The organism is Arenibacter sp. 6A1, assembly GCF_012272855.1.
GTDB lineage: Bacteria > Bacteroidota > Bacteroidia > Flavobacteriales > Flavobacteriaceae > Arenibacter.
This window is the reverse complement of record NZ_JAAXCQ010000001.1, coordinates 342650-361522: the sequence shown is the minus strand read 5'-3', so window position 1 is coordinate 361522 and position 18873 is coordinate 342650. Positions and strand designations below refer to the sequence as shown.

15 protein-coding genes are annotated in these 18873 nt (G+C 34.8%); all 15 read right to left on the bottom strand.

Annotated features, from left to right (window positions below; genetic code table 11):
* Window positions 1-398: 398 nt before the first annotated feature.
* Window positions 399-2777 (bottom strand): GumC family protein, encoded by a 2379-nt coding sequence (locus HCG49_RS01485; RefSeq protein WP_168467792.1) that lies wholly within the window; start codon window positions 2775-2777, stop codon window positions 399-401.
* Between the two features lies 1 nt (window position 2778).
* Window positions 2779-3543, bottom strand: coding sequence for a polysaccharide biosynthesis/export family protein (locus tag HCG49_RS01480; RefSeq protein ID WP_168467791.1), 765 nt, complete (start codon window positions 3541-3543; stop codon window positions 2779-2781).
* A 278-nt stretch (window positions 3544-3821) separates the two neighbouring features.
* On the bottom strand, window positions 3822-5129 hold the full coding sequence (locus HCG49_RS01475) for a hypothetical protein (protein ID WP_168467790.1): 1308 nt from the start codon (window positions 5127-5129) through the stop codon (window positions 3822-3824).
* Window positions 5130-5320: 191 nt separating this feature from the next.
* Window positions 5321-6082 (bottom strand): glycosyltransferase family 2 protein, encoded by a 762-nt coding sequence (locus tag HCG49_RS01470; RefSeq protein ID WP_168467789.1) that lies wholly within the window; start codon window positions 6080-6082, stop codon window positions 5321-5323.
* Between the two features lie 81 nt (window positions 6083-6163).
* On the bottom strand, window positions 6164-6775 hold the full coding sequence (locus tag HCG49_RS18510) for an IS3 family transposase (RefSeq protein ID WP_240938607.1): 612 nt from the start codon (window positions 6773-6775) through the stop codon (window positions 6164-6166).
* A gap of 3 nt (window positions 6776-6778) precedes the next feature.
* Window positions 6779-6907, bottom strand: a complete 129-nt coding sequence (locus tag HCG49_RS18505) for an IS3 family transposase (RefSeq protein ID WP_240938606.1) — start codon at window positions 6905-6907, stop codon at window positions 6779-6781.
* A 131-nt stretch (window positions 6908-7038) separates the two neighbouring features.
* A complete protein-coding gene (locus HCG49_RS18500; RefSeq protein ID WP_240938605.1) occupies window positions 7039-7338 on the bottom strand; it encodes a transposase in 300 nt (99 codons plus the stop codon).
* A gap of 58 nt (window positions 7339-7396) precedes the next feature.
* Window positions 7397-8443, bottom strand: a complete 1047-nt coding sequence (locus HCG49_RS01460) for a glycosyltransferase (protein WP_168467788.1) — start codon at window positions 8441-8443, stop codon at window positions 7397-7399.
* A gap of 1 nt (window position 8444) precedes the next feature.
* The gene (locus tag HCG49_RS01455) at window positions 8445-9521 is read right to left on the bottom strand and encodes a glycosyltransferase (protein WP_168467787.1); all 1077 of its coding nucleotides are present in this window, start codon (window positions 9519-9521) and stop codon (window positions 8445-8447) included.
* A gap of 5 nt (window positions 9522-9526) precedes the next feature.
* A complete protein-coding gene (locus HCG49_RS01450; RefSeq protein WP_168467786.1) occupies window positions 9527-10891 on the bottom strand; it encodes a hypothetical protein in 1365 nt (454 codons plus the stop codon).
* A 213-nt stretch (window positions 10892-11104) separates the two neighbouring features.
* Complete coding sequence (locus HCG49_RS01445; protein ID WP_168467785.1) at window positions 11105-12412, bottom strand: phenylacetate--CoA ligase family protein; 1308 nt, start codon at window positions 12410-12412, stop codon at window positions 11105-11107.
* Window positions 12409-13656 (bottom strand): oligosaccharide flippase family protein, encoded by a 1248-nt coding sequence (locus tag HCG49_RS01440; protein ID WP_168467784.1) that lies wholly within the window; start codon window positions 13654-13656, stop codon window positions 12409-12411. The genes HCG49_RS01445 and HCG49_RS01440 overlap by 4 nt, the downstream gene beginning before the upstream one ends.
* A 52-nt stretch (window positions 13657-13708) precedes the next feature.
* The gene (locus tag HCG49_RS01435; protein WP_168467783.1) at window positions 13709-14716 is read right to left on the bottom strand and encodes an SDR family oxidoreductase; all 1008 of its coding nucleotides are present in this window, start codon (window positions 14714-14716) and stop codon (window positions 13709-13711) included.
* Window positions 14717-14778: 62 nt separating this feature from the next.
* Entirely contained in the window at window positions 14779-15162 is a 384-nt protein-coding gene (locus HCG49_RS01430; protein ID WP_168467782.1) for a GxxExxY protein, read from the bottom strand.
* 62 nt (window positions 15163-15224) lie between these two features.
* Entirely contained in the window at window positions 15225-16544 is a 1320-nt protein-coding gene (locus HCG49_RS01425; protein ID WP_168467781.1) for a nucleotide sugar dehydrogenase, read from the bottom strand.
* Between the last annotated feature and the right edge of the window lie 2329 nt (window positions 16545-18873).

Sequence of the window (18873 nt, the reverse complement as noted above, 5' to 3'; positions counted from 1 at the left end):
GTCTCTCGGTCCTGGGCGATGCAAAAAAGAACAGAAAGCGGAATGCTTAGGCTATCAAGAACTGTCCTTCAAAAGAAAAACGCCTCATATTTCTAAATCCTTGGGTAAGTTAAATAATTTTAGTACACCTCAATGAAATAAGAAAATAACATAATTTAATAAAGAAAAAGACTGTTAAAATATGATTATATGTGTTTCAATGTGGTAGAAAGGAAGAGGAAGAGGAGGATGTGGGGGGAGGATCGCGAGGGGAGATGTAAATGTGAGAATGAATAGGAGAGAACCAAGAAGTATATGGAGATAATGATCTAAGATAAAAACCAAAAAACGCTCTATAAACAACAAAAAGTCATTCATAGAGCGCTTAAAAGTTAAGAGGAAAAAGAAGAAGAAAAAACCTAACTTCTTTTTAAAATACGCTTATACCAAGGAGCGACCTGTTGCTCCTCACTATACCCATACCCATACCCATAATTATACCCATATCCATAGCCCTTGCCTTTGCCGAGTCTTACATCGTTAAGGACGTAGGCCATATTAGGAAGTTTTTTGTTTTTGTTCAGGTCTTTGGAGAACTCCAACAAACGTTTGTCGGTATAGCCGGCCCTGGTCACAAAAAGGGTGGCATCTGCATATTGTGAGATCAGTAGGGTATCGGTTACCAAAATGGTAGGGGCGGTATCTACGATCACATAATCAAATTCTTTTTTGGCGGCATTGATAAATTTCTCAAACCCCTCACCCGACAATAGTTGTGGGGCATTAGGAGGGATGCTACCCGAGAAACATACCTTATGGTAAGGAATTTTGTTATAGCCCTCGTGAATGCTGTCCTTCCAATTCAGTTCTGGGTTATGCAGGTAATCTGCCAGTCCCTGAACATTTTTATCGATATCAAAATAATTGTGCAACTGCGGATTCCGTAAATCCCCCCCTACTAACAATACCTTCTTTTTAATACTCGAGTATGCTAAGGAAAGGTTTAGGGCCACCAAGGTTTTCCCTTCCCCTTTTATGGTAGAAGATACATAGATCACCTGTCCTTCGCCTTTTTCCTTTTTAGGAAGCATATAATTGACGTTGGTACTTAGAATACGGAAGGATTCTGCTAAGATAGAACGATCATCAGCATCCATAAAACTTTTATCTTCTTCTATAAATGGAATTTCTGCGAGAATGGGGATCTCTGGATTGGCTCGTTCTATAGCCACCCTGTCGTGAATTTTAGTATCCAATAAAAAGATGATATAGATAACCCCAAATGGAATTAATAACCCTAGTAGTAAAGATCCTGCTAAAATAACCAACTTTTTAGGAGCGACCGGGATATTGCTGGTTAAGGCATAATCTACCACTTTTAAAGAAGGGGTAGTTACGGCCAGGCTAATAGCTGCCTCTTCGCGTTTTTGCAATAAGATTAGGAACAGGTTTTCCTTAATACTTTGTTGACGTTCAATAGCCCGTAACAACTGTTCTTTTTCCGGCAGTTTCGAAAACTGGCTCCCTGCCAAATTTTGCTGTTGTTGCAATTGTTTTAAGGAAACCCCTAATTGCTGTTGGTAGCCTTTAATGGTCTGGGAAATATTCTCTTTGGTTCTATCCAATTGCCCGGTAAGTACCATGACGGTAGGGTTATTGGCGCCCGCGCTGGCTTTCAACTTTTCACGCTCCAAAACCACCTGGTTGTAGTCTTGTACCAAACTATTGATGCTATTATTGTCCAAACCAATATCTGCCGGTAAGAGTTGGTAGTCTGTTTGACTCCCCATGGTTTCCTTTAACAATTTAGATAAGGCTATTTGAGTCTCTAGTTTAAAGACCTGCTCTTCCGAAATAGATTTCTTCTTTATGTTAACTTCTGCATCAGCTTCAATAAAGGAGAGGTTGTTCTTTTGTTTAAAATCTTTTTTATTACCCTCAATAGAATCTAGCTCCTGGGACAAAAACATAAACCGATCGTCAATAAAATCTAGGGTACGTTGAGCCACCATTTGACGGTCCAAAATACCATCTCTATTAAATTTTTCGATGGTGGTATTGATAATGGCCTCCGATTTGGCAACGCTTTCTCCTATCAATGATAGGGAAAGGATGTCACTATCTTTATTGGTGGACTGTACTTGTAAGTCTTTTACCAATTTCATAACCGCTTCTTTTTGGGGCAACAAGACTACCTTATAGGTTTTGTTTTGGTTTTCTGTCAAGGCAGACTGATCGTTAAGCTGGAGGCTAAAAGGAAGTCCAACTGTAGGCGATTCACCTGGCTTGAACGGTAGCGTAAAGCTTTCTCCCTCTTCTTCAGTTACTTTAAAATTGGCTGTGCCTATTGTAATCATATATGTTAAAGGCTCAGTTATATCTGCGGTAACTATTGATTTAGTTAGGGTAAAGGGAGGATTCCAAATCTCGGTTGTTTTGATAGTTCCCTTTTCATAATAAGCCACATCTAATTGCAATTCGGACATGACCTGATTCAACAAACGGTACGATTTTATGACCTCTACCTCATTGTTTAAATTTACCTGCGATTTTCCTCCCAACAAGGAAAGGGCATCTGCAGCAATGTTCATTTCCTTGGACTCGTCTATGATCTTTATTTTAGCAACGGAATTATAGGTCACTGGGGCATATTTTAAATACACCACCCCCAACCATAAGCTGAGTAGGGTAGCGGCCAAAAACCAGGGCCAATAGGCCAAATATTTTAATAGAATTTCTTTTAGGTTTAAAGACTCTTCCTCTTCAAACTGTTGTAGGTTATGGGGAGTATCGTTCATCTTATTTGGTAATTAAAACAAGGGAGGTTAACAATAGAGACAAAACAGAAACAAGGGTTCCTGTACTTCCTACAAAACCAGCGCTTTTCACTTTAGGTCCGTTAGGGTTTACCACAATAAAATCGTTGGGTTTTATATAGTAGTAAGGGCTGTTAAACCAATCCGTAGTAGTTAAATCTATATGGGTAACGGTTCGTTGGCCGTTTTCTTCACGAATCAACATTACATTTTTACGTTTCCCATTGATGGTCAAATCTCCGGCATACCCCAAGGCTTGTGGTAGGCTTATTTGTTGCTCTGTAAAACTGTAAGTCCCTGGACGTTGTACCTCTCCCAAGACTGTCACCTTCGCATTCAACAAACGCACACTGACCTTAGGTTGTAATAAATGGCCACCGTTTTCTAACAACTGTTCTAATTCCTGTTCCAAGGTAGCTGTCGTTTTATTGGCCACGGAAAGTTTTCCCAAAACCGGAAATACCAAAGTACCTTCGGTAGAAACCAAGTAGCCTTGAAGTTTTAAAAGCTCTATATTATTAGCGGTTATAGTCCCAGTAATCTGTACATTATATGGAAGAGCAGTTTCTGGCACTAGGGCCGAAACCTTGATGTCTAAAATATCGTTGGGTTGAATACTCGGAGGTACATATGTTATGTTTTGTTCTCCTTGTTCCTGGGCATCTTGAAAGTATAGGATTTCCTTATTGGTGGCACAGGATTGAAACAAAAAGGGAAGCAGCCCTAGGAGGAATAAATTTTTAATCATTATAATTTTTATAAGAATAGCAGAGGCTTTACGACCTGCAAATTAAAAGCGGAAATTTAGGGGTTTTCTAATGATGTAACAAGCTTTAACGGTTATAGTTGATTTCGATTGATATTCAATTTTGAAGCTTACAACACAGTCACTGAACGAGATTGGATTGGGTGGGGAGGTGTATGAGCTGATAGTATAGATGATAATTCTAGTTAATAATATATCTTAATTCAATAAGTTTGCATTTTTGACCTCCCCACGCCAGTTTTAAGTGTATATAACATGTTTTAATGAACGATTGGTGATTTAACCTCTTTAAAATCCTCCAATAAGTAATTATATAAATTTTTTAAAGGAAAACGAGATTTAGGAACTTTGTTTCCTGTATCCACAACGTATCCTACTCCATTATGCTCCCCATTTTTAATTGCAACAAATGCAACGTATTTTTTAAAATTATCCACTTTTGTTTTTCCTTCTATAGCGAAGTTTTCATCAATATCCTTGGGGTATACGAGCTCTATAAAAAGACTTGTACCTCTGTTATCGATATTAAAAATAGGTTTACTATCTGAACTTGCTATGTAGGTCTCTAACAATTTCTCTGCTTCTAACGCGTTGCTTTCTGAAGAAAATTCAATAAGGAAATCTCTAGACATTCTAGGTATTACCTTAGTGTAATTGTTTACTCCAATTAACTTTAGGAAATCTGCATGTTCTTTTAATCGCCAGTAATACGTTAGATGTTTATGTGGTCGTTGGTGAAGTCCAGTACCTATCACTAAACGTACATCTAATTTTAATAACCGACCTAATATTTCGTCATAAACTTTTAATATTTCAAATAATGGATCTTGACCTTGTGGACAATACCATTCTGGGTTTTTTAAATCTCCTTTATATGCGCGAGAATTAAACATATAATGGTGTTGAAAATGAGCCCCGGAATTTAAAAATAAATTAGAAAAATCTGGCTGACTTTTTTTCCATTCATATAGGAAGGCATCGGCTAACAATTTGTCTAGAATAATCGCTTTTACGCCAGTCTCTGATTTTATTTTGGCAAGTTTTCCCATATACCACTTATAGTCCGTTGTGGAAGTGTATTTTGCTAACCCTTTTATTAATGCTTTTATGCTTTTTACAGTCAGTTTACCGTTAGCATTATCATTTACTGCCTGGGATACTGCATCGCTAAGTTCTGTAAAAGTTTTGTTCCCAACTGCTTTAGTTTGAGTCCATGGATCAGGGGCAAAGAACGAAGGTTTTTTTAACCGATTTTCAACATTAAAAGGGCTAACTGCACCAACAGAGTAGCCATTATTTTCAATTTGCTCAAAAATCTGCGGTAAATCATGGCGAGACACCATATCACCCAGCCTAAATACTTGATGCTCTTCGTAAGTTTTACCGGTACTCACAGTCACCCATTGTATCCAAGGTTCAAGTAATTGATATTGATCTTCAGAGGCAGTTTCACTATATCCATACTTATCGAAGAGGTTTTTAAAATTTTCTAAATAACCTTCAGATGCATAATACTTAATATAAGTAAAATTAATCTCATTTAGACCTAATAGAATAACTTTTTTCATTTGGTAAATATTATTAAATTATGTTTTATTGATTCCTCATGAATATATTACCGATTAACAAGTATACATTTTTTAAATCTTAAGGAATATTCCCTATTTAAGGCTTTGGGAATAATTAGCAAATCAATATTTTGCTAGAAATCTCAGTAAAGCTTCAATTGAGGTGTTTGAATGTGTTTTTTTGGGATCTATCAAATATTGATGTAATATTTTTTAAAGCTAATTAAGGCCCAACGACAGAGTAAATATGAAGAACGGAGTATACTTAATTTTTCAACATCTCTATAAAGCTTCCATACGTAGGGAATTAAATTTAATTTATTTCTAGAAATAGAATTTTTACGCATTCGATATATCGCTAATGGCTCAGGCAGACCATAGGCAAAATCAACCTCTTTTAAAATCGAGAGCCACAAACCCCAATCTTGTCGTTTATTCATAATAGGCATATACATTTTACCAATCCTTCTAATATCTATAAATGCTGTTAAACAAGGAATTGGGCAAGCGTTTAAAAGTTGCTTGTAATTAACTTTTTCAGGAACTATAAAATCTGCAATCAAAGGGTTAAGATCTTCATCAAATCTTTTGTATGAAGAAAATACAAACTCGTAATTTTTAGATAAACAAAAATTTAATGAGTTCTCTATGAATTTTGGATACCATATATCATCTGCATCGATAAAAGTAAGGAATTCACCTTTAGCAGCTTTAATTCCTTTATTTCTAGAAATCGCAGCTCCTGAATTTTTTTCGTTAATTATTAAGTTTATACGTTCATTATTTTTTATATATTCCTTGATTATATTAACTGAATTATCTTTTGAACAATCATCGATTAAAATTAACTCCCAATTTTCATAGGTTTGATTCTGAACAGATTTTATGGTTTCTAAAATAAATTTCTCGGAATTATGAACTGGTGTGACTACCGATATTAATGGTTTATTCATATTCATTTTATTATAATAATTCATTCGCAAAGCGAATTGGTAGTAAAAAAGTGGATATGCAAACGAAAGTTGCCCTATAAGTTAAGCAGCATATTCGTAATTAATTTTTCTGTTATTAAATTCTTCAATGGTCATATAGTTCAAGTAGGAGTGTCGTCTTTTTTTATTATACCACAACTCAATATATTCAAAGATTTCTCTTTCCATCTCCTCTCTAGTTAACAGGGTGTTCCCGTAAATCAGTTCCGTTTTAAGCGATTTAAAAAAGCTTTCTGCCACTGAGTTATCCCAACAGTTACCTGTTCTACTCATGCTTCTTACTACTTTGTAAGATTCCAGTGTATTGGCAAATGCTCTATTAGCGTATTGAATTCCTTGATCAGAATGAAAAATAAGGCCTTCGGCAATCTTACGGTTTTTAATAGCCATTCGCCAAGCAGGTAATGTTGTTAGGTTGGTAGCCATGCTTTTACTCAAGCTCCAGCCTATGAGTTTTCTATCATACAGGTCAATTACTGTTGTCAGAAATAAAAAGCCTTCTTTTACAGAGATGTAAGTGATATCGGATACCCAAGCTTGGGAAGGTTTATTTGGCTCAAACTCACGATCTAAAACGTTTTCTACCACTTGGTAGTTGTGCTTAGAGTCTGTGGTCGCTTTAAACTTCTTAGCTAGCTTACTACGCAGCCCCATCTCTCACATATATTTAGCTACAGTAATTCGCGATATCTTATACCCTCTACTGTGTAGCTCCACAGTGATCCTAGGACTGCCATATCGCTGTTTAAACTCGAAATACACTTCGGTTATCAACTTTTTAAACATCTCTTTTTTCAACTCTCTTTTACTAGTAGAAGACCGCTTCCACCTGTAATAGCTCCGTAGTCCTATAGCTAGGACTTTGCACATTTTATCAATCGGAAATATACCCTCATTGTTTTTTATGAATGCATATATCAACGATCGGTCTTGGAGAAAATGGCTACCGCTTTTTTTAATACCTCATGTTCTAACTCAACATCACGTAACTTTTTCTCTAATTCATGGATTCTTTCTTGCTCTGGGGATAGCTTTAAGTTGCCATTACCTGGAAAACTACCCTCGCCAAATTCTTTGAATTCCTTGCGCCAACTATATAAAAGATACGGCTTTATACCAAGCTCTCTAGCTAGTTCTGAAAGGTTCTTTCTCCCTTTACTTAACGCTACAGCTTGGCGTTTAAAGGCTGTGTCATAGGTTTTTCTTTTTTGTGTCATAGTCCAAAATTAAGATTTTGTACTTAACTCGTAGTGCAGGCTAAGTTAGCACATCCACTTATATATTTAATTGATTCTTTAATATTTCCCATGCTCTTTCAGGGCTATAATTTTCTGCCTGGTTGGCTGCGCCAGTTTTAAGCTCTTTAAGAATACTAGGTGATTGAATCAGTTTTATGGTTTCTGATATAAACATATCATCACTACCAAAATCTACTATTATACCAGATGATCCATTCTCAATAAACTCATCGGCGTACTTCCATTTTGTGGCTATAACGGGTACTTTTGCTATATAAGAATCAAGAATGGAGCCAGGGAAACCCTCCGTAAAGAATTGAGTAGGGAACAGCATTAAATTATACTTTACAAGGGTGCAATAAATCTCATTTGGCTGTAATACTCCCTTATAGCTAACCAAGCTATTTTTATTTAAATGTAATTTAAAATCATTTTTATAATCATAAAATATAGGTCCATAAATATCTATCTCTACATTTTTAATTTCTTTTTTGATGAGTTCTTCAGCTACTTTAAAAATTGTGTCTATACCTTTTAAGGGGTGAACTCTTGCCATAAAGACAAGTCTTATTCTTTCCGATTTATTAGGAATAATAGTATTTGTTTCAACGATTCTAAAGTTATGCAGCTGGTGAACATTTTCAAAATTATAATCTTGTTTTAAGTTTTTAGTTAATTCAATAGTTTGAGGGTAAATACCATTTACTTTAGCTAGCATCCACCTATGTAAAGGTTTATTTTTTAAATATTCTGTCAACCAACCCCCCACTACTATATAATGTATTTTAACCCTAAAAAGCTTACAGTAAATAAATATAAAAGGAAAAAGATACTTTAGATTATTATGAGCAGGTAAATAATATAATAGATTAGATTTAGAAATAGCTTTGAATGCTTTTAATAAATTTATTTTGCTTATTTGAAATTTTTGTGTATCGAAAAAGGATACTTTTTTAAAAAAAACTCCTTCTTTACTTTTAATCAAAGTAAATATATTTCTAGTTTTTACTGTCTGGCCATCTAATTGGTTATTTTTATAACCAAAATAACCGAGCACTAATACTTTTCCACAATTACTTCTCATTTTAACTAAGCAAAGTTAAGTAATCATTAACAATACGATCCCTATCAAAGTATTCTTCTACAATAGCTTGATTATTATCACACATTTTGATTATATCACCTTCGTCCATATCCATAAGTTTAACAATACTTTCTGCAATAGATTGTGGATCGTTCGGGTCGAAGAAAAATGCATTGATATTATCCTTTAATAGTACTGGAAGGTCTGAGACTGGTGAACAAATTATTGGTTTCCCCAAAGCCATTCCTTCACAAATAAAATTTGGAAATCCTTCATAAATACTAAATAAACCTATAGCACTTGAATGCTTTATCTCATTCATTAAATCTGTTGTGGGCTCGTGAAAATTAAATAGCTGAGAAAGTTTATACGATTTAATTTTATCTACCCCTAAGGAATAAGAATCATCTAGGTTCTTCTCTCCATACCAGTCAATTATTAAATTCTTCTTATTTACTAAAGGTAAAAGATTAACTGCTTCAATTAACCCATCAAGATTTTTTAATCTTCTATGACTAGCGCCAATAACTAATCTATACTTGTCATTTATAGTTGTTAAATTGTATTTATTTTGAATTTTAACAGCGTTATAAATTACCTTACATTTTTTATCAGGAAGTAAAGGGTTTACTTTTTTAACTATATCTATATTGGCTTGAGAGTTAGCTGCTACATAATCAGCAAATAAGTGGAGCCATCTATAAAAGCGTAATTTAAATGACTTTAATATATTTGGGTTCGCACTTCGTTCCCCAACTACTAACTTCCATTTTCTGGAAGGAAAACCCGATACAGTAGCAATAAAGCTAGCTGCTGATAAGAATGATAGAACTGAGTCCGGCTTTTCTTGTCTTATTGCTGCTCTCATTTTAAATAATCGATTTACATAATTTGGTTCAATAATAGTTCTTATTGAAATATTGTGCTTATCCAATTCCTTTTTATAAAAATTATCATTATAATATGTTAAAAATGAAACACTATACCCTTTCTCTTTAAATCCTTTAGCTAATTCCACTAATTGCTTTTGTGCTCCGCCCGAACCCAAACTATCTATTACACATAGTACTTTCTTCATTTATTTTATGCCTTTATAATTAAATAAACTAAAATCAATAATAAATAAGAGGTGATTGCCTCAAATTTTGATTTTATTTTCTTAGAATGCGTAATCTTACTACAGCCAACCGCGTAAACAAGAAAGTAAATCGGATAAACATTCATCATTCTTCTTATATCCGATGCTCCAAGTGAAACAAGAAATACAAATACAACACATAATATTAAAAGGAAAATTAAATTTTTTGGAATAAATTGATATATCTTATAAGTTATAAACATTTTTGAAAGAGAAAAAACAATTATAAACCAGTATAGAGAATATATAATTGGCAAAGTATTAACGATTCCTGAATAAATACCTTTCGAATTACTTAAGGAATTCCAAGAAGGAAAAGGTTTTATATGTGCGTATAGAAAAAATGTTAACTCCTGAATAGGAGAAGGAAGACTATATAAACTCTTTCCGACAGAATCACTAATTTCCAAGGCACTAGCCTCACCTCTTTCTCCATATCTATCAATAGTGGAGCTGGCTGAAATGAAAGCTTGGTTTAAAGTTAAAAAAGCAACCACTGTAACAAGAAGAATAGATAACCACAAAATAATTTTATTTTTTTTAAATGTGTTATAAAGATAGTAAACCAAGAAAATTAGTAAAAAAAGTGCATGTCCCGCTCGGAATTGCCAGACAATTAGCGTAATTAACAGAATCTTTAATACATTGCGGATTTTGAATTTTATAAGAAGTATATAAAATACCCATAAATAAAAAAAAACTATGACAATATCTCGTAATAAAACAAATGAATATGCAAAGATTATTGATAATAAAGAAAATTGAAAGACATGTTTAAAAGCGACCTTACTAGGGAAATAAAGCAAGAAGATCTTATATAATAATATAGAAGACATCCCTCCAAAAAAAGTTGTTCCAATGAATTGAAGTAAAAGATTATTGCCGTCGAAATAATTTTGAGCAATGTATGATAATGATCCTATATATAATAAATAACCTGATACATCCTGGAAGATTCCACTAGAAAAACAACTAATAAATACTTGATGAGCACTGGTAGAACTAGAAAGCTCTTCCGATAGTAGCCAAAATTTATATTCATCATTCCAATCAACAGCAAAATCGTTATAATTAACTAATATATCTAGATAATGTATAATTGCAAATAAAATCAGGCAAGAAAAGACGTAATTGAATAAAGTTATTCCTTCCCTTCTACTCGATTTTTCTATCGAAAAACAGGAAATATTACCTATGAGATAAAATAAAGTTGAAAATATAAGTACAGCAGAAGAGTTTCCTACTATTAAAGCCAAGATCATAATAAAAATTACGAAAATACTCGACAAGCCTAATTGATAATCTTTCAAATAAAATATTTTATAATTCCATTAGTAAATTTTCCACAAGCCATTCCTGTGGGTTAAACTTCCCTTGATGCCAAATTAATTCTGAATCCCAGTGCCAAGTCAAGAATCATAGATTCCAGACACGTATTTATAAGAGATTACTAGAGTTCGAGGTTGATTATTATGACATAAAGAAGAATATCTTTTAACTACAAAATTCTATTATTTATAAAATCATAATCTTGAATACACATACATTATTTTTCCTGTACTAGTCAAATTTATTTTATCACAATAAGTCACATCAATTTCAACATCGGGAAGCTCCTTTTCAATTCTAAGTAAAATTGTATTTAGCTCTTCTTTTTTAAAGCTTTCAGTTTTTATAATTTTCAACTCTAATTTGGAAATCGTTTTTTGAATCAATTGAAAACTCTTTATCCCTTTTTTATTGAAAAATAAAGTTGTGAAAAATTGCCCGTCAATTTTTGAACCATCATTTCTATGAATAACACCTAAAGTTCTACCTACTACAGATTTGAGTTTTAAAGTACCAAACTCTAAGTTATCTCCTTTCACTGCACGATCTCCAATCTTGTAACGTATGAGAGGCATATAGAAATTATTAAGGGTAGTTACAACTATTTCCCCCTCTTCTCCCTTTTTTACGGACTCCCCCTTCTCATCCAAAACTTCTATTAACACATTGTCGTATAAAATATGCATATCAGAATTACCTGTTATTTCAGTGGCTATTGCGGATACTTCTCGTGAACCATAGAAATTAAATAGATGTGCTTGATTAAAAGCCTTTTCTATTTCTGCCCTCATTTCAGGATATAATGGACCTGTTGTACACTGTATTACTGGCTTAAAATTAATTTTGATATTATTCTTGTTTATAAACTTAGATAAATCATAAATTGAATGGACGTATGCTTTAATAAATTTTGGTTTAATCTTGTTAAGACGGCGAATATATGTTTTCATTATATTATCACTTAAAACAAAAGTGTTTAAAGTGGTGTTATTATGTAGTATGGATCTTATATTGAATACTGTATCCGTATTATGCATATCTTGCAAAGCACCCCATAAATAAACAGACCTATCATTAATGTTTACCGCGTTTGAATTTAATGCCAAAAAGTAATTTACAATCCCATGTTGTTTTTGATCTTTTGTCTGGAAAAAGGTTACAGGTTCCCCTGTAGAGCCTCCAGAGCTATTTTTACTTATCTCAATTAATTTTGCAAAACTAGGATTAATTAAATTATCTGTTTGAGTCCTAATAATTTCTTTTGTTAAAATAGGAATTTTTTTAAAATCTGAATAGGAAAAATCCGTCGTATTAAATTTAAACTTTTTGTAATATTCAATGTTAGAAAAAGCAACATCTAAAACAGAAGATAGCTTATTCATTTGATATTTTTGATTCTCCTCAATATTCGAAAAATCTCTTTTTTTTAAAATGTTTAGTAAAGCTATCCTTTTTGAATAGAATACTTCCTTATAGGCAAAAGCAATGAGTTTTCTTATCATGAATTATTTTTATTTAACTCCTTTCTATATTTATAAAGCAAACCTGCGCCCATCATCCATCGAGCTAGTGTTAAATTAATAGCAGCACCAATTATTCCGAAATAACAAATTAAAGGGATAGCTAGAATAAAGCTTATAATAGAGGCTTTAATAGTATTATTCATCACTAGTTTATCTTGTCTTTTAATTATAAAGTAATTTATCCCAAATATATTATAAAGAGTATATCCGATAAGTCCAAAAGTTAAAATGGCTAAAACAAAAAAAGCATTTATATGATATATATTTAAATACCAAAAAACTAGTTTATAGGACAGTAAGCAACCTAACGTTATGAAAATAGACACTCTTAGCATCATTTTTTTATACTTTGCAAATGCTTGTTTCTTTCTATTTAGAAATGGAAAGAAAACTCTGGATAGAATCTCAATAATAGTAACACATAAATTGACTATGGTTTTAATAGCTTCGTAAATACCGACCAAAGTATTATTGGTCAATATACCTAACAAAAATGTACTGGTATTGTTATATAAGGTGGGAATAAACTGATTTATAAATATAGGAGTGTTGGATAGAATTGTGTTTTTAATCATCACTGGTCTTAACCAAATCAACCTTAAATTGTACTTCCTAACCAAAATAAACTGTCCAACAATTCCTGCACATATAAATCCAGCGCTTTGTAATAAGGGATATATCCAATAGTCAGATTTTTCTTTGATAAAAAGAAAAAGACATAACGTAAAAAACAGTTTAATCCCAATATTTAAAAAGGTTATGTACTTCATTTTTTCAATCCCTTGAAAAAACCAGTCAGGAAAGAGTGCCTGTCCTAATAGCATGGGCATAGTTAAAAAGTAAATCAACCTATTCTGATAGAAGGGCTCGTAGCTATAAACAATAACTGTAATAATGAGAAAAGATAGTAGAAGAAAGATTGTTTTTATGGCGATTACCTTACTATAAATAATATTAATTTTTTTTGGGCTATCCCTAAAAACAGCCACATCCCTAGTTGCTGTATATTTAAAACTAAAATCAGTGAAAGCCGAAAAATAAGTTATCAAGGACGCTGCAAATACAATAATGCCATAGTTTTCAAAACCTAATACCCTTAGGACATAGGGCAAAGTAATTAAAGGAAGAATCATCCCTACGAGCTGTAAGGCAGATAATGATAAAAAGTTCTGTAGAAGAACCTTTGCATCTTTACCCTTAAATAGATTTTTTAGTTTTTTCATCAAACCAGCTTCTTATTAACTTTACAGCTTTTTATATTGCCATTTTAATCGATTACTTCAAATTCTCCCAATACCATTCTACCGCTTCTTTAATGCCTTTTTCAATGGTATGGTTCGGTTTATAGTTTAACAGTTTTTTTGCCTTATTAACAGACGCCAATGAATGAGGGATGTCTCCTTTACGATTAGGGCCATGTTTAATTTCTACGTTTGCTATTTCAGCATCAAAGGCACTTAAATTATTTTTGAGCAAGTCGGTTAGTTGCACCAAAGTGGTGCGGTCTCCTACAGCCGTATTATAGACTTGGTTTAGAGCATCCTTATTTTTAGTGGTGATAGCTAAGAGATTCATTTGCACTACGTTGTCTATATAAGTGAAGTCACGCGAATAGGTGCCATCGCCATTAATCAGTGGGCTTTCGTGCTTCATAAATTGCTTTACAAACAACGGAATCACCGCTGCATAGGCTCCGTTAGGATCTTGGCGTCTACCAAAAACGTTGAAATAACGTAGTCCAATCGTATTTAATCCATAGGTACTAAAAAAGTTCTCAGCATACAACTCGTTTACATATTTGGTAATGGCATAAGGCGATAAAGGTTTTCCAATAGTTTCCTCGACTTTAGGTAATGCTTCAGAGTCCCCGTACGTAGAAGAACTAGCCGCATATACAAATCGTTGTACGCCTGCATCCCTAGCCGCAACCAACATATTTAAAAAGCCACTTACATTAACGTCATTCGTAGTAATAGGGTCGTTAATAGACCGTGGTACAGAACCTAAAGCAGCCTGGTGCAATACAAAGTCTTGGTCTTTACAAGCCTTATGACAATCCTCTAATTCTCGGATATCCCCTTCAATAAGGGAAAAGTTCTCATTTTTTAAAAACGGCTCTATATTATGTCGGTGTCCGGTTGCAAAGTTGTCAAGGCAGGTTACTTTGGCGTTTAGGGAGAGGAGGGTTTCGCAGAGGTTTGAGCCTATGAAGCCTGCGCCACCGGTTACCAATACCTTTTTTCCTTTTAATTTACTGAATTGCTCTATATTTTTCCAGATCATTTAATTAGTGTTTTGTATTCGATTGCGCGGATTACGCGCGGATTTCGCGGAGTTGTTGCGAATTAAGTCGTCGTGTTAACAAACCGCTTCCATTTAAGGCTGGCTTCACCGAAATTGATCAGTAATCCTACTTCCGAATTGGTTGCTTTAAGGTAGTTGATCACCTGGGCCTCCATGTTTTTATGAATAAATTCAGTTGCTTTTATTTCTACGATTATGTTGTCAAAACATAGAAAATCGGCTATAAAGTATTTATCCAATAACTCTCCATTATAGGAGATGCGTAATCGTTGTTGTTTTTTATAAGGGATTTCTGCTTTTACAAGTTCTTTCTCCAACGCCTCCTCATATACCGATTCCAGAAAACCTTTACCTAGCGCTTTATGTACATTCATACATGCCCCGATAATTTTATAGGTTTGTTCTTCGTGTAATAATGGTGACATAATCCGTGTAATCGATTAAAATCCGCGTAATCTTTTTTTAAATCAGTGAAATCCGTGCTTTTCTATAGCTTACTATTCGCTTTATCCCCTAAAATCCCCTTAACATCATAAACAACTGCATTCTCTGTTTTAAGGGCATCGAAGTCTAATGCTAGGAATTCTTTATGTGCTACGGTTAGTACCACTGCATCATAATTTCCTTGAGGTGTTGCTTGAGTGGTGGTTAAGCCGTACTCGTGCATTACTTCTTCTGGTTTGGCTAAAGGGTCGTATATAGTAACTTCGGTGCCGTATTGTTGCAGTTCGCGCACTACATCTACTACCTTGGTATTACGAACATCAGGACAGTTTTCTTTAAATGTAATTCCTAGCACCAATACCTTGGCAGCTTTTACTTTTATGTCGTTTTGCAACATTAGTTTGATTACTTCCGAAGCTACATAAGGGCCCATGGAGTCGTTCATACGACGTCCTGCCAAAATGATTTCTGGGTGGTACCCCAATTCTTGCGCTTTTTGAGCGAGGTAGTAAGGATCTACTCCTATACAGTGTCCGCCTACCAAACCCGGTTTAAAAGGAAGGAAGTTCCATTTGGTACCAGCAGCTTCCAAAACAGCTTGTGTGTCAATCTCCATTTTGTTGAAGATTTTTGCCAATTCGTTTACAAAAGCGATGTTGATATCGCGCTGTGAGTTTTCTATCACCTTGGCAGCTTCTGCTACTTTAATGGTAGGTGCCAAATGCGTACCTGCTGTGATGACAGATTTATATAGGTTGTTTACTTTTTCTCCTACTTCTGGAGTAGAGCCGGCAGTGACCTTTAATATTTTTTCTACAGTATGCTCCTTATCTCCCGGATTAATACGTTCTGGGGAATAACCAACAAAGAAATCGGTATTAAATTGTAAACCACTGTGTTTTTCCAACACAGGCACACACTCGTCTTCGGTTACTCCAGGATATACAGTAGATTCGTAAATAACGATATCACCTTCTTTTAATACTTTGGCAACAGTCTCGCTACTCTTATATAGTGGCGTAAGATCTGGGCGGTTATTTTTGTCTACCGGAGTAGGAACAGTCACAATATAGTAATTGCAGTCCGCTATATCTGCCATGGTAGCAGAGCAGTATAAACCGGTACGGGCAGCGGTAGCAACGCCACCGGCTTGCCTCCCATTTACTGGGTTTTCTTGTAACAACACAGATTGCAATACATCATCTTCAACTTCCAAGGTGCTATCATGGCCGGCATTTAGGGCAGCTACTCTAGGGGCGTTGATATCGAATCCTACCACGGCATATTTGGTGGCTAATAAACGGGCTAGGGGCAGGCCTACGTAGCCTAGACCAATAACGGCAATTTTAATGTTGTTTTGCATAGGGTTTGAAGCTTTAGGCTATAGGCTATATGCTATAGGCTTGGTTTTGTAATTATATTAAGGATTGAACTTTTTTTTTGGTTTTAGGCTATAGGCTCTAAGCGCTATCCTGAAGGCTTTTTTTAAGGCTTTATGTTATACGCTATATGTCCTAGGCTTTGTGCATAGTTAAGTTTGGGTCTATTGCAATTATTTAATTTTTCGAAAATGACTAAATAATGGTTAAGAACTTGAATTCATCTTTTAACTAAGCCTATTGCTGAATCTAGCTGTTTGCTTTAAGCGGTAGGCTATACGCTTTAGGCTCTAGTTTCTTGTAAAATTTAACTTATTGCTAATATTTAATTAATATAGCAATTAAAATATTTTTCTCATAACTGATTTTAAGAACTAACAAAGCCTATTGCTTACTGCATAAAGCTTATAGCATTTTGTACTAAGCCTACTGCTTAAGGCTTATAGCTCATCGCTATTTAACTCCTTTCCACGGCTCCGCCGCTGTGAGTCCCATTAAAGGGTCACGGGAAGCGGGGATATTTTATCCTGTAAATGGTACAGGGCTTAAATTTTGAACCCTTTAAAGAAAACAGGGATCATTATTTTGAAGCGGCAAATGTACGGAATATAACTGGGGTAGCAAGAAGGATGAATTGTTAATTATTTATGATACGTTTAGCTTTTTGTTAAGAAATGGATTAATGTAACAATTGGGATGGGTCAATTTGAAAATTTGAAGATTGGGTTGGATCTTAACTGAGTAACTTATTGGTAGTTAATGAATCGATGAATCAATGAGAAAATGTACTAATTGGGATTGTGGTAACTGAGGGGCTTATAGCTGTTTAATGTAGTAATTAGCTAATGTAGCAATGTAGGTAGATGGGGGTTTTTTCTCGTTACTACGAGGAGTCCTCTTTCAGGGAGACGAAGGAGCCTTATTAACATGGTTCTTTATTCTTTTTTAAGGACAATTCTTGATAGCTTATACTGTCCGTTTTCTTTTCATTTTAGCTCAAGTGGTTTTTATTTGTTTTTTAACGGATTTCGTGAACCGCTCAAAGCGGTTTCTTTGCTTGTCCAAAGAAAACGAACAGGGCCGAGAACCGAAGGTACGGTGTACCTTTGGTTAGAGGAGCCAGCCGTAGCCATGGCCAACGCACCAGCTGGCCCCTCACTATAAATGCAAATCGTTGCATTTTCCGTTCGGTCCTGATGAATTTTTTCGACACCGAGGTCGAAAAACCGGTTTCAAAACTCCGCGTCGCCTCGTTCCTCAGCTCCTGCTCTCGGAGCTTTTGAAACCTATTCTGCGAATCAGGTTCCTAGCTGCGCTGGCTTAGTTTTTAGTGCACTCATGATTTTATTCATTCCGGAAAATTTGTCATAGCTCGTTTATGGGTTGGTGGATTATTGTTAATATTCTGCTTCGAAGAGTAATTAATTTAGACATGAAGCAAACTTCATTTTTATACATATTAAATTCCCCCTTTGGAAGGGGGAGTAAGGGGGATGTAGGGCTGATGCAACTAGCAATCAGTTTCATGAAATACTATAGAATTCCATTAAACTTGAATCTGTAGTTTTTTCTGTTTACCGGTTACTGAATCTAGCAGTTATTTCGATAGAGTTTTACTTTTGGGTCGAGGAGAAATCGCATTAAATTGGGGCTTTTTCTTTTTTAAGCATCTTTTGTTATTCCGGGAGCGAGTTACATCCATGACCAACGCACCAGCTGGCCCCTCACTATAAATGCAAATCGTTGCATTTTCCGTTCGGTCCTGATGAATTTTTTCGACAACGAGGTCGAAAACCGGTTTCAAAACTCCGCGCTTTTTTTCAAATAAAAAAGCTGGATCTCGGAGCTTTTCCAACGCACCAGCTGGCCCCTCACTATAAATGCAATTCGTTGCATTTTCCGTTCGGTCCTGATGAATTTTTCGACAACGAGGTCGAAAACCGGTTTCAAAACTCCGCGTCGCCTCGTTCCTCAGCTCCTGTTCTCGGAGCTTTTGAAACCTATTCTGCGAATCAGGTTAATTAGCTGCGCTGGCTTTGTTTTTAGTGCTGTCATGATTTTTATTAATTCCGGAAGCCTTGTCATAGCTTGTTTATGGGTGATCTGCTCGTCCTTAATTGATTGCTCCTTGGCTCGGTAGCTCCATTTTTTTTATTGATAATTGTTTACTGTTTATTGTAAATTGAAATGGCCCCTCACGCTAAATACAAATCGTTGCATTTCCCTCTCGGTCCTCTGCGAATCAGGTTAATTAGCTGCGCTGGCTTTGTTTTTAGTGCTGTCACGATTTTTATTAATTCCGGAAGCCTTGTC

What these genes read in the sequence shown, in the direction of transcription:
- HCG49_RS18510 (WP_240938607.1), bottom strand. Translation starts at nt 6,775, where the DNA reads ATGGGGCTGCGTAGTAAGCTAGCTAAGAAGTTTAAAGCGACCACAGAC.
- HCG49_RS01445 (WP_168467785.1), bottom strand. Translation starts at nt 12,412, where the DNA reads ATGATAAGAAAACTCATTGCTTTTGCCTATAAGGAAGTATTCTATTCA.
- HCG49_RS01460 (WP_168467788.1), bottom strand. Translation starts at nt 8,443, where the DNA reads ATGAGAAGTAATTGTGGAAAAGTATTAGTGCTCGGTTATTTTGGTTAT.
- HCG49_RS01425 (WP_168467781.1), bottom strand. Translation starts at nt 16,544, where the DNA reads ATGCAAAACAACATTAAAATTGCCGTTATTGGTCTAGGCTACGTAGGC.
- HCG49_RS01470 (WP_168467789.1), bottom strand. Translation starts at nt 6,082, where the DNA reads ATGAATAAACCATTAATATCGGTAGTCACACCAGTTCATAATTCCGAG.
- HCG49_RS01430 (WP_168467782.1), bottom strand. Translation starts at nt 15,162, where the DNA reads ATGTCACCATTATTACACGAAGAACAAACCTATAAAATTATCGGGGCA.
- HCG49_RS18505 (WP_240938606.1), bottom strand. Translation starts at nt 6,907, where the DNA reads ATGTTTAAAAAGTTGATAACCGAAGTGTATTTCGAGTTTAAACAGCGA.
- HCG49_RS01475 (WP_168467790.1), bottom strand. Translation starts at nt 5,129, where the DNA reads ATGAAAAAAGTTATTCTATTAGGTCTAAATGAGATTAATTTTACTTAT.
- HCG49_RS01455 (WP_168467787.1), bottom strand. Translation starts at nt 9,521, where the DNA reads ATGAAGAAAGTACTATGTGTAATAGATAGTTTGGGTTCGGGCGGAGCA.
- HCG49_RS18500 (WP_240938605.1), bottom strand. Translation starts at nt 7,338, where the DNA reads ATGACACAAAAAAGAAAAACCTATGACACAGCCTTTAAACGCCAAGCT.
- HCG49_RS01435 (WP_168467783.1), bottom strand. Translation starts at nt 14,716, where the DNA reads ATGATCTGGAAAAATATAGAGCAATTCAGTAAATTAAAAGGAAAAAAG.
- HCG49_RS01485 (WP_168467792.1), bottom strand. Translation starts at nt 2,777, where the DNA reads ATGAACGATACTCCCCATAACCTACAACAGTTTGAAGAGGAAGAGTCT.
- HCG49_RS01480 (WP_168467791.1), bottom strand. Translation starts at nt 3,543, where the DNA reads ATGATTAAAAATTTATTCCTCCTAGGGCTGCTTCCCTTTTTGTTTCAA.
- HCG49_RS01440 (WP_168467784.1), bottom strand. Translation starts at nt 13,656, where the DNA reads ATGAAAAAACTAAAAAATCTATTTAAGGGTAAAGATGCAAAGGTTCTT.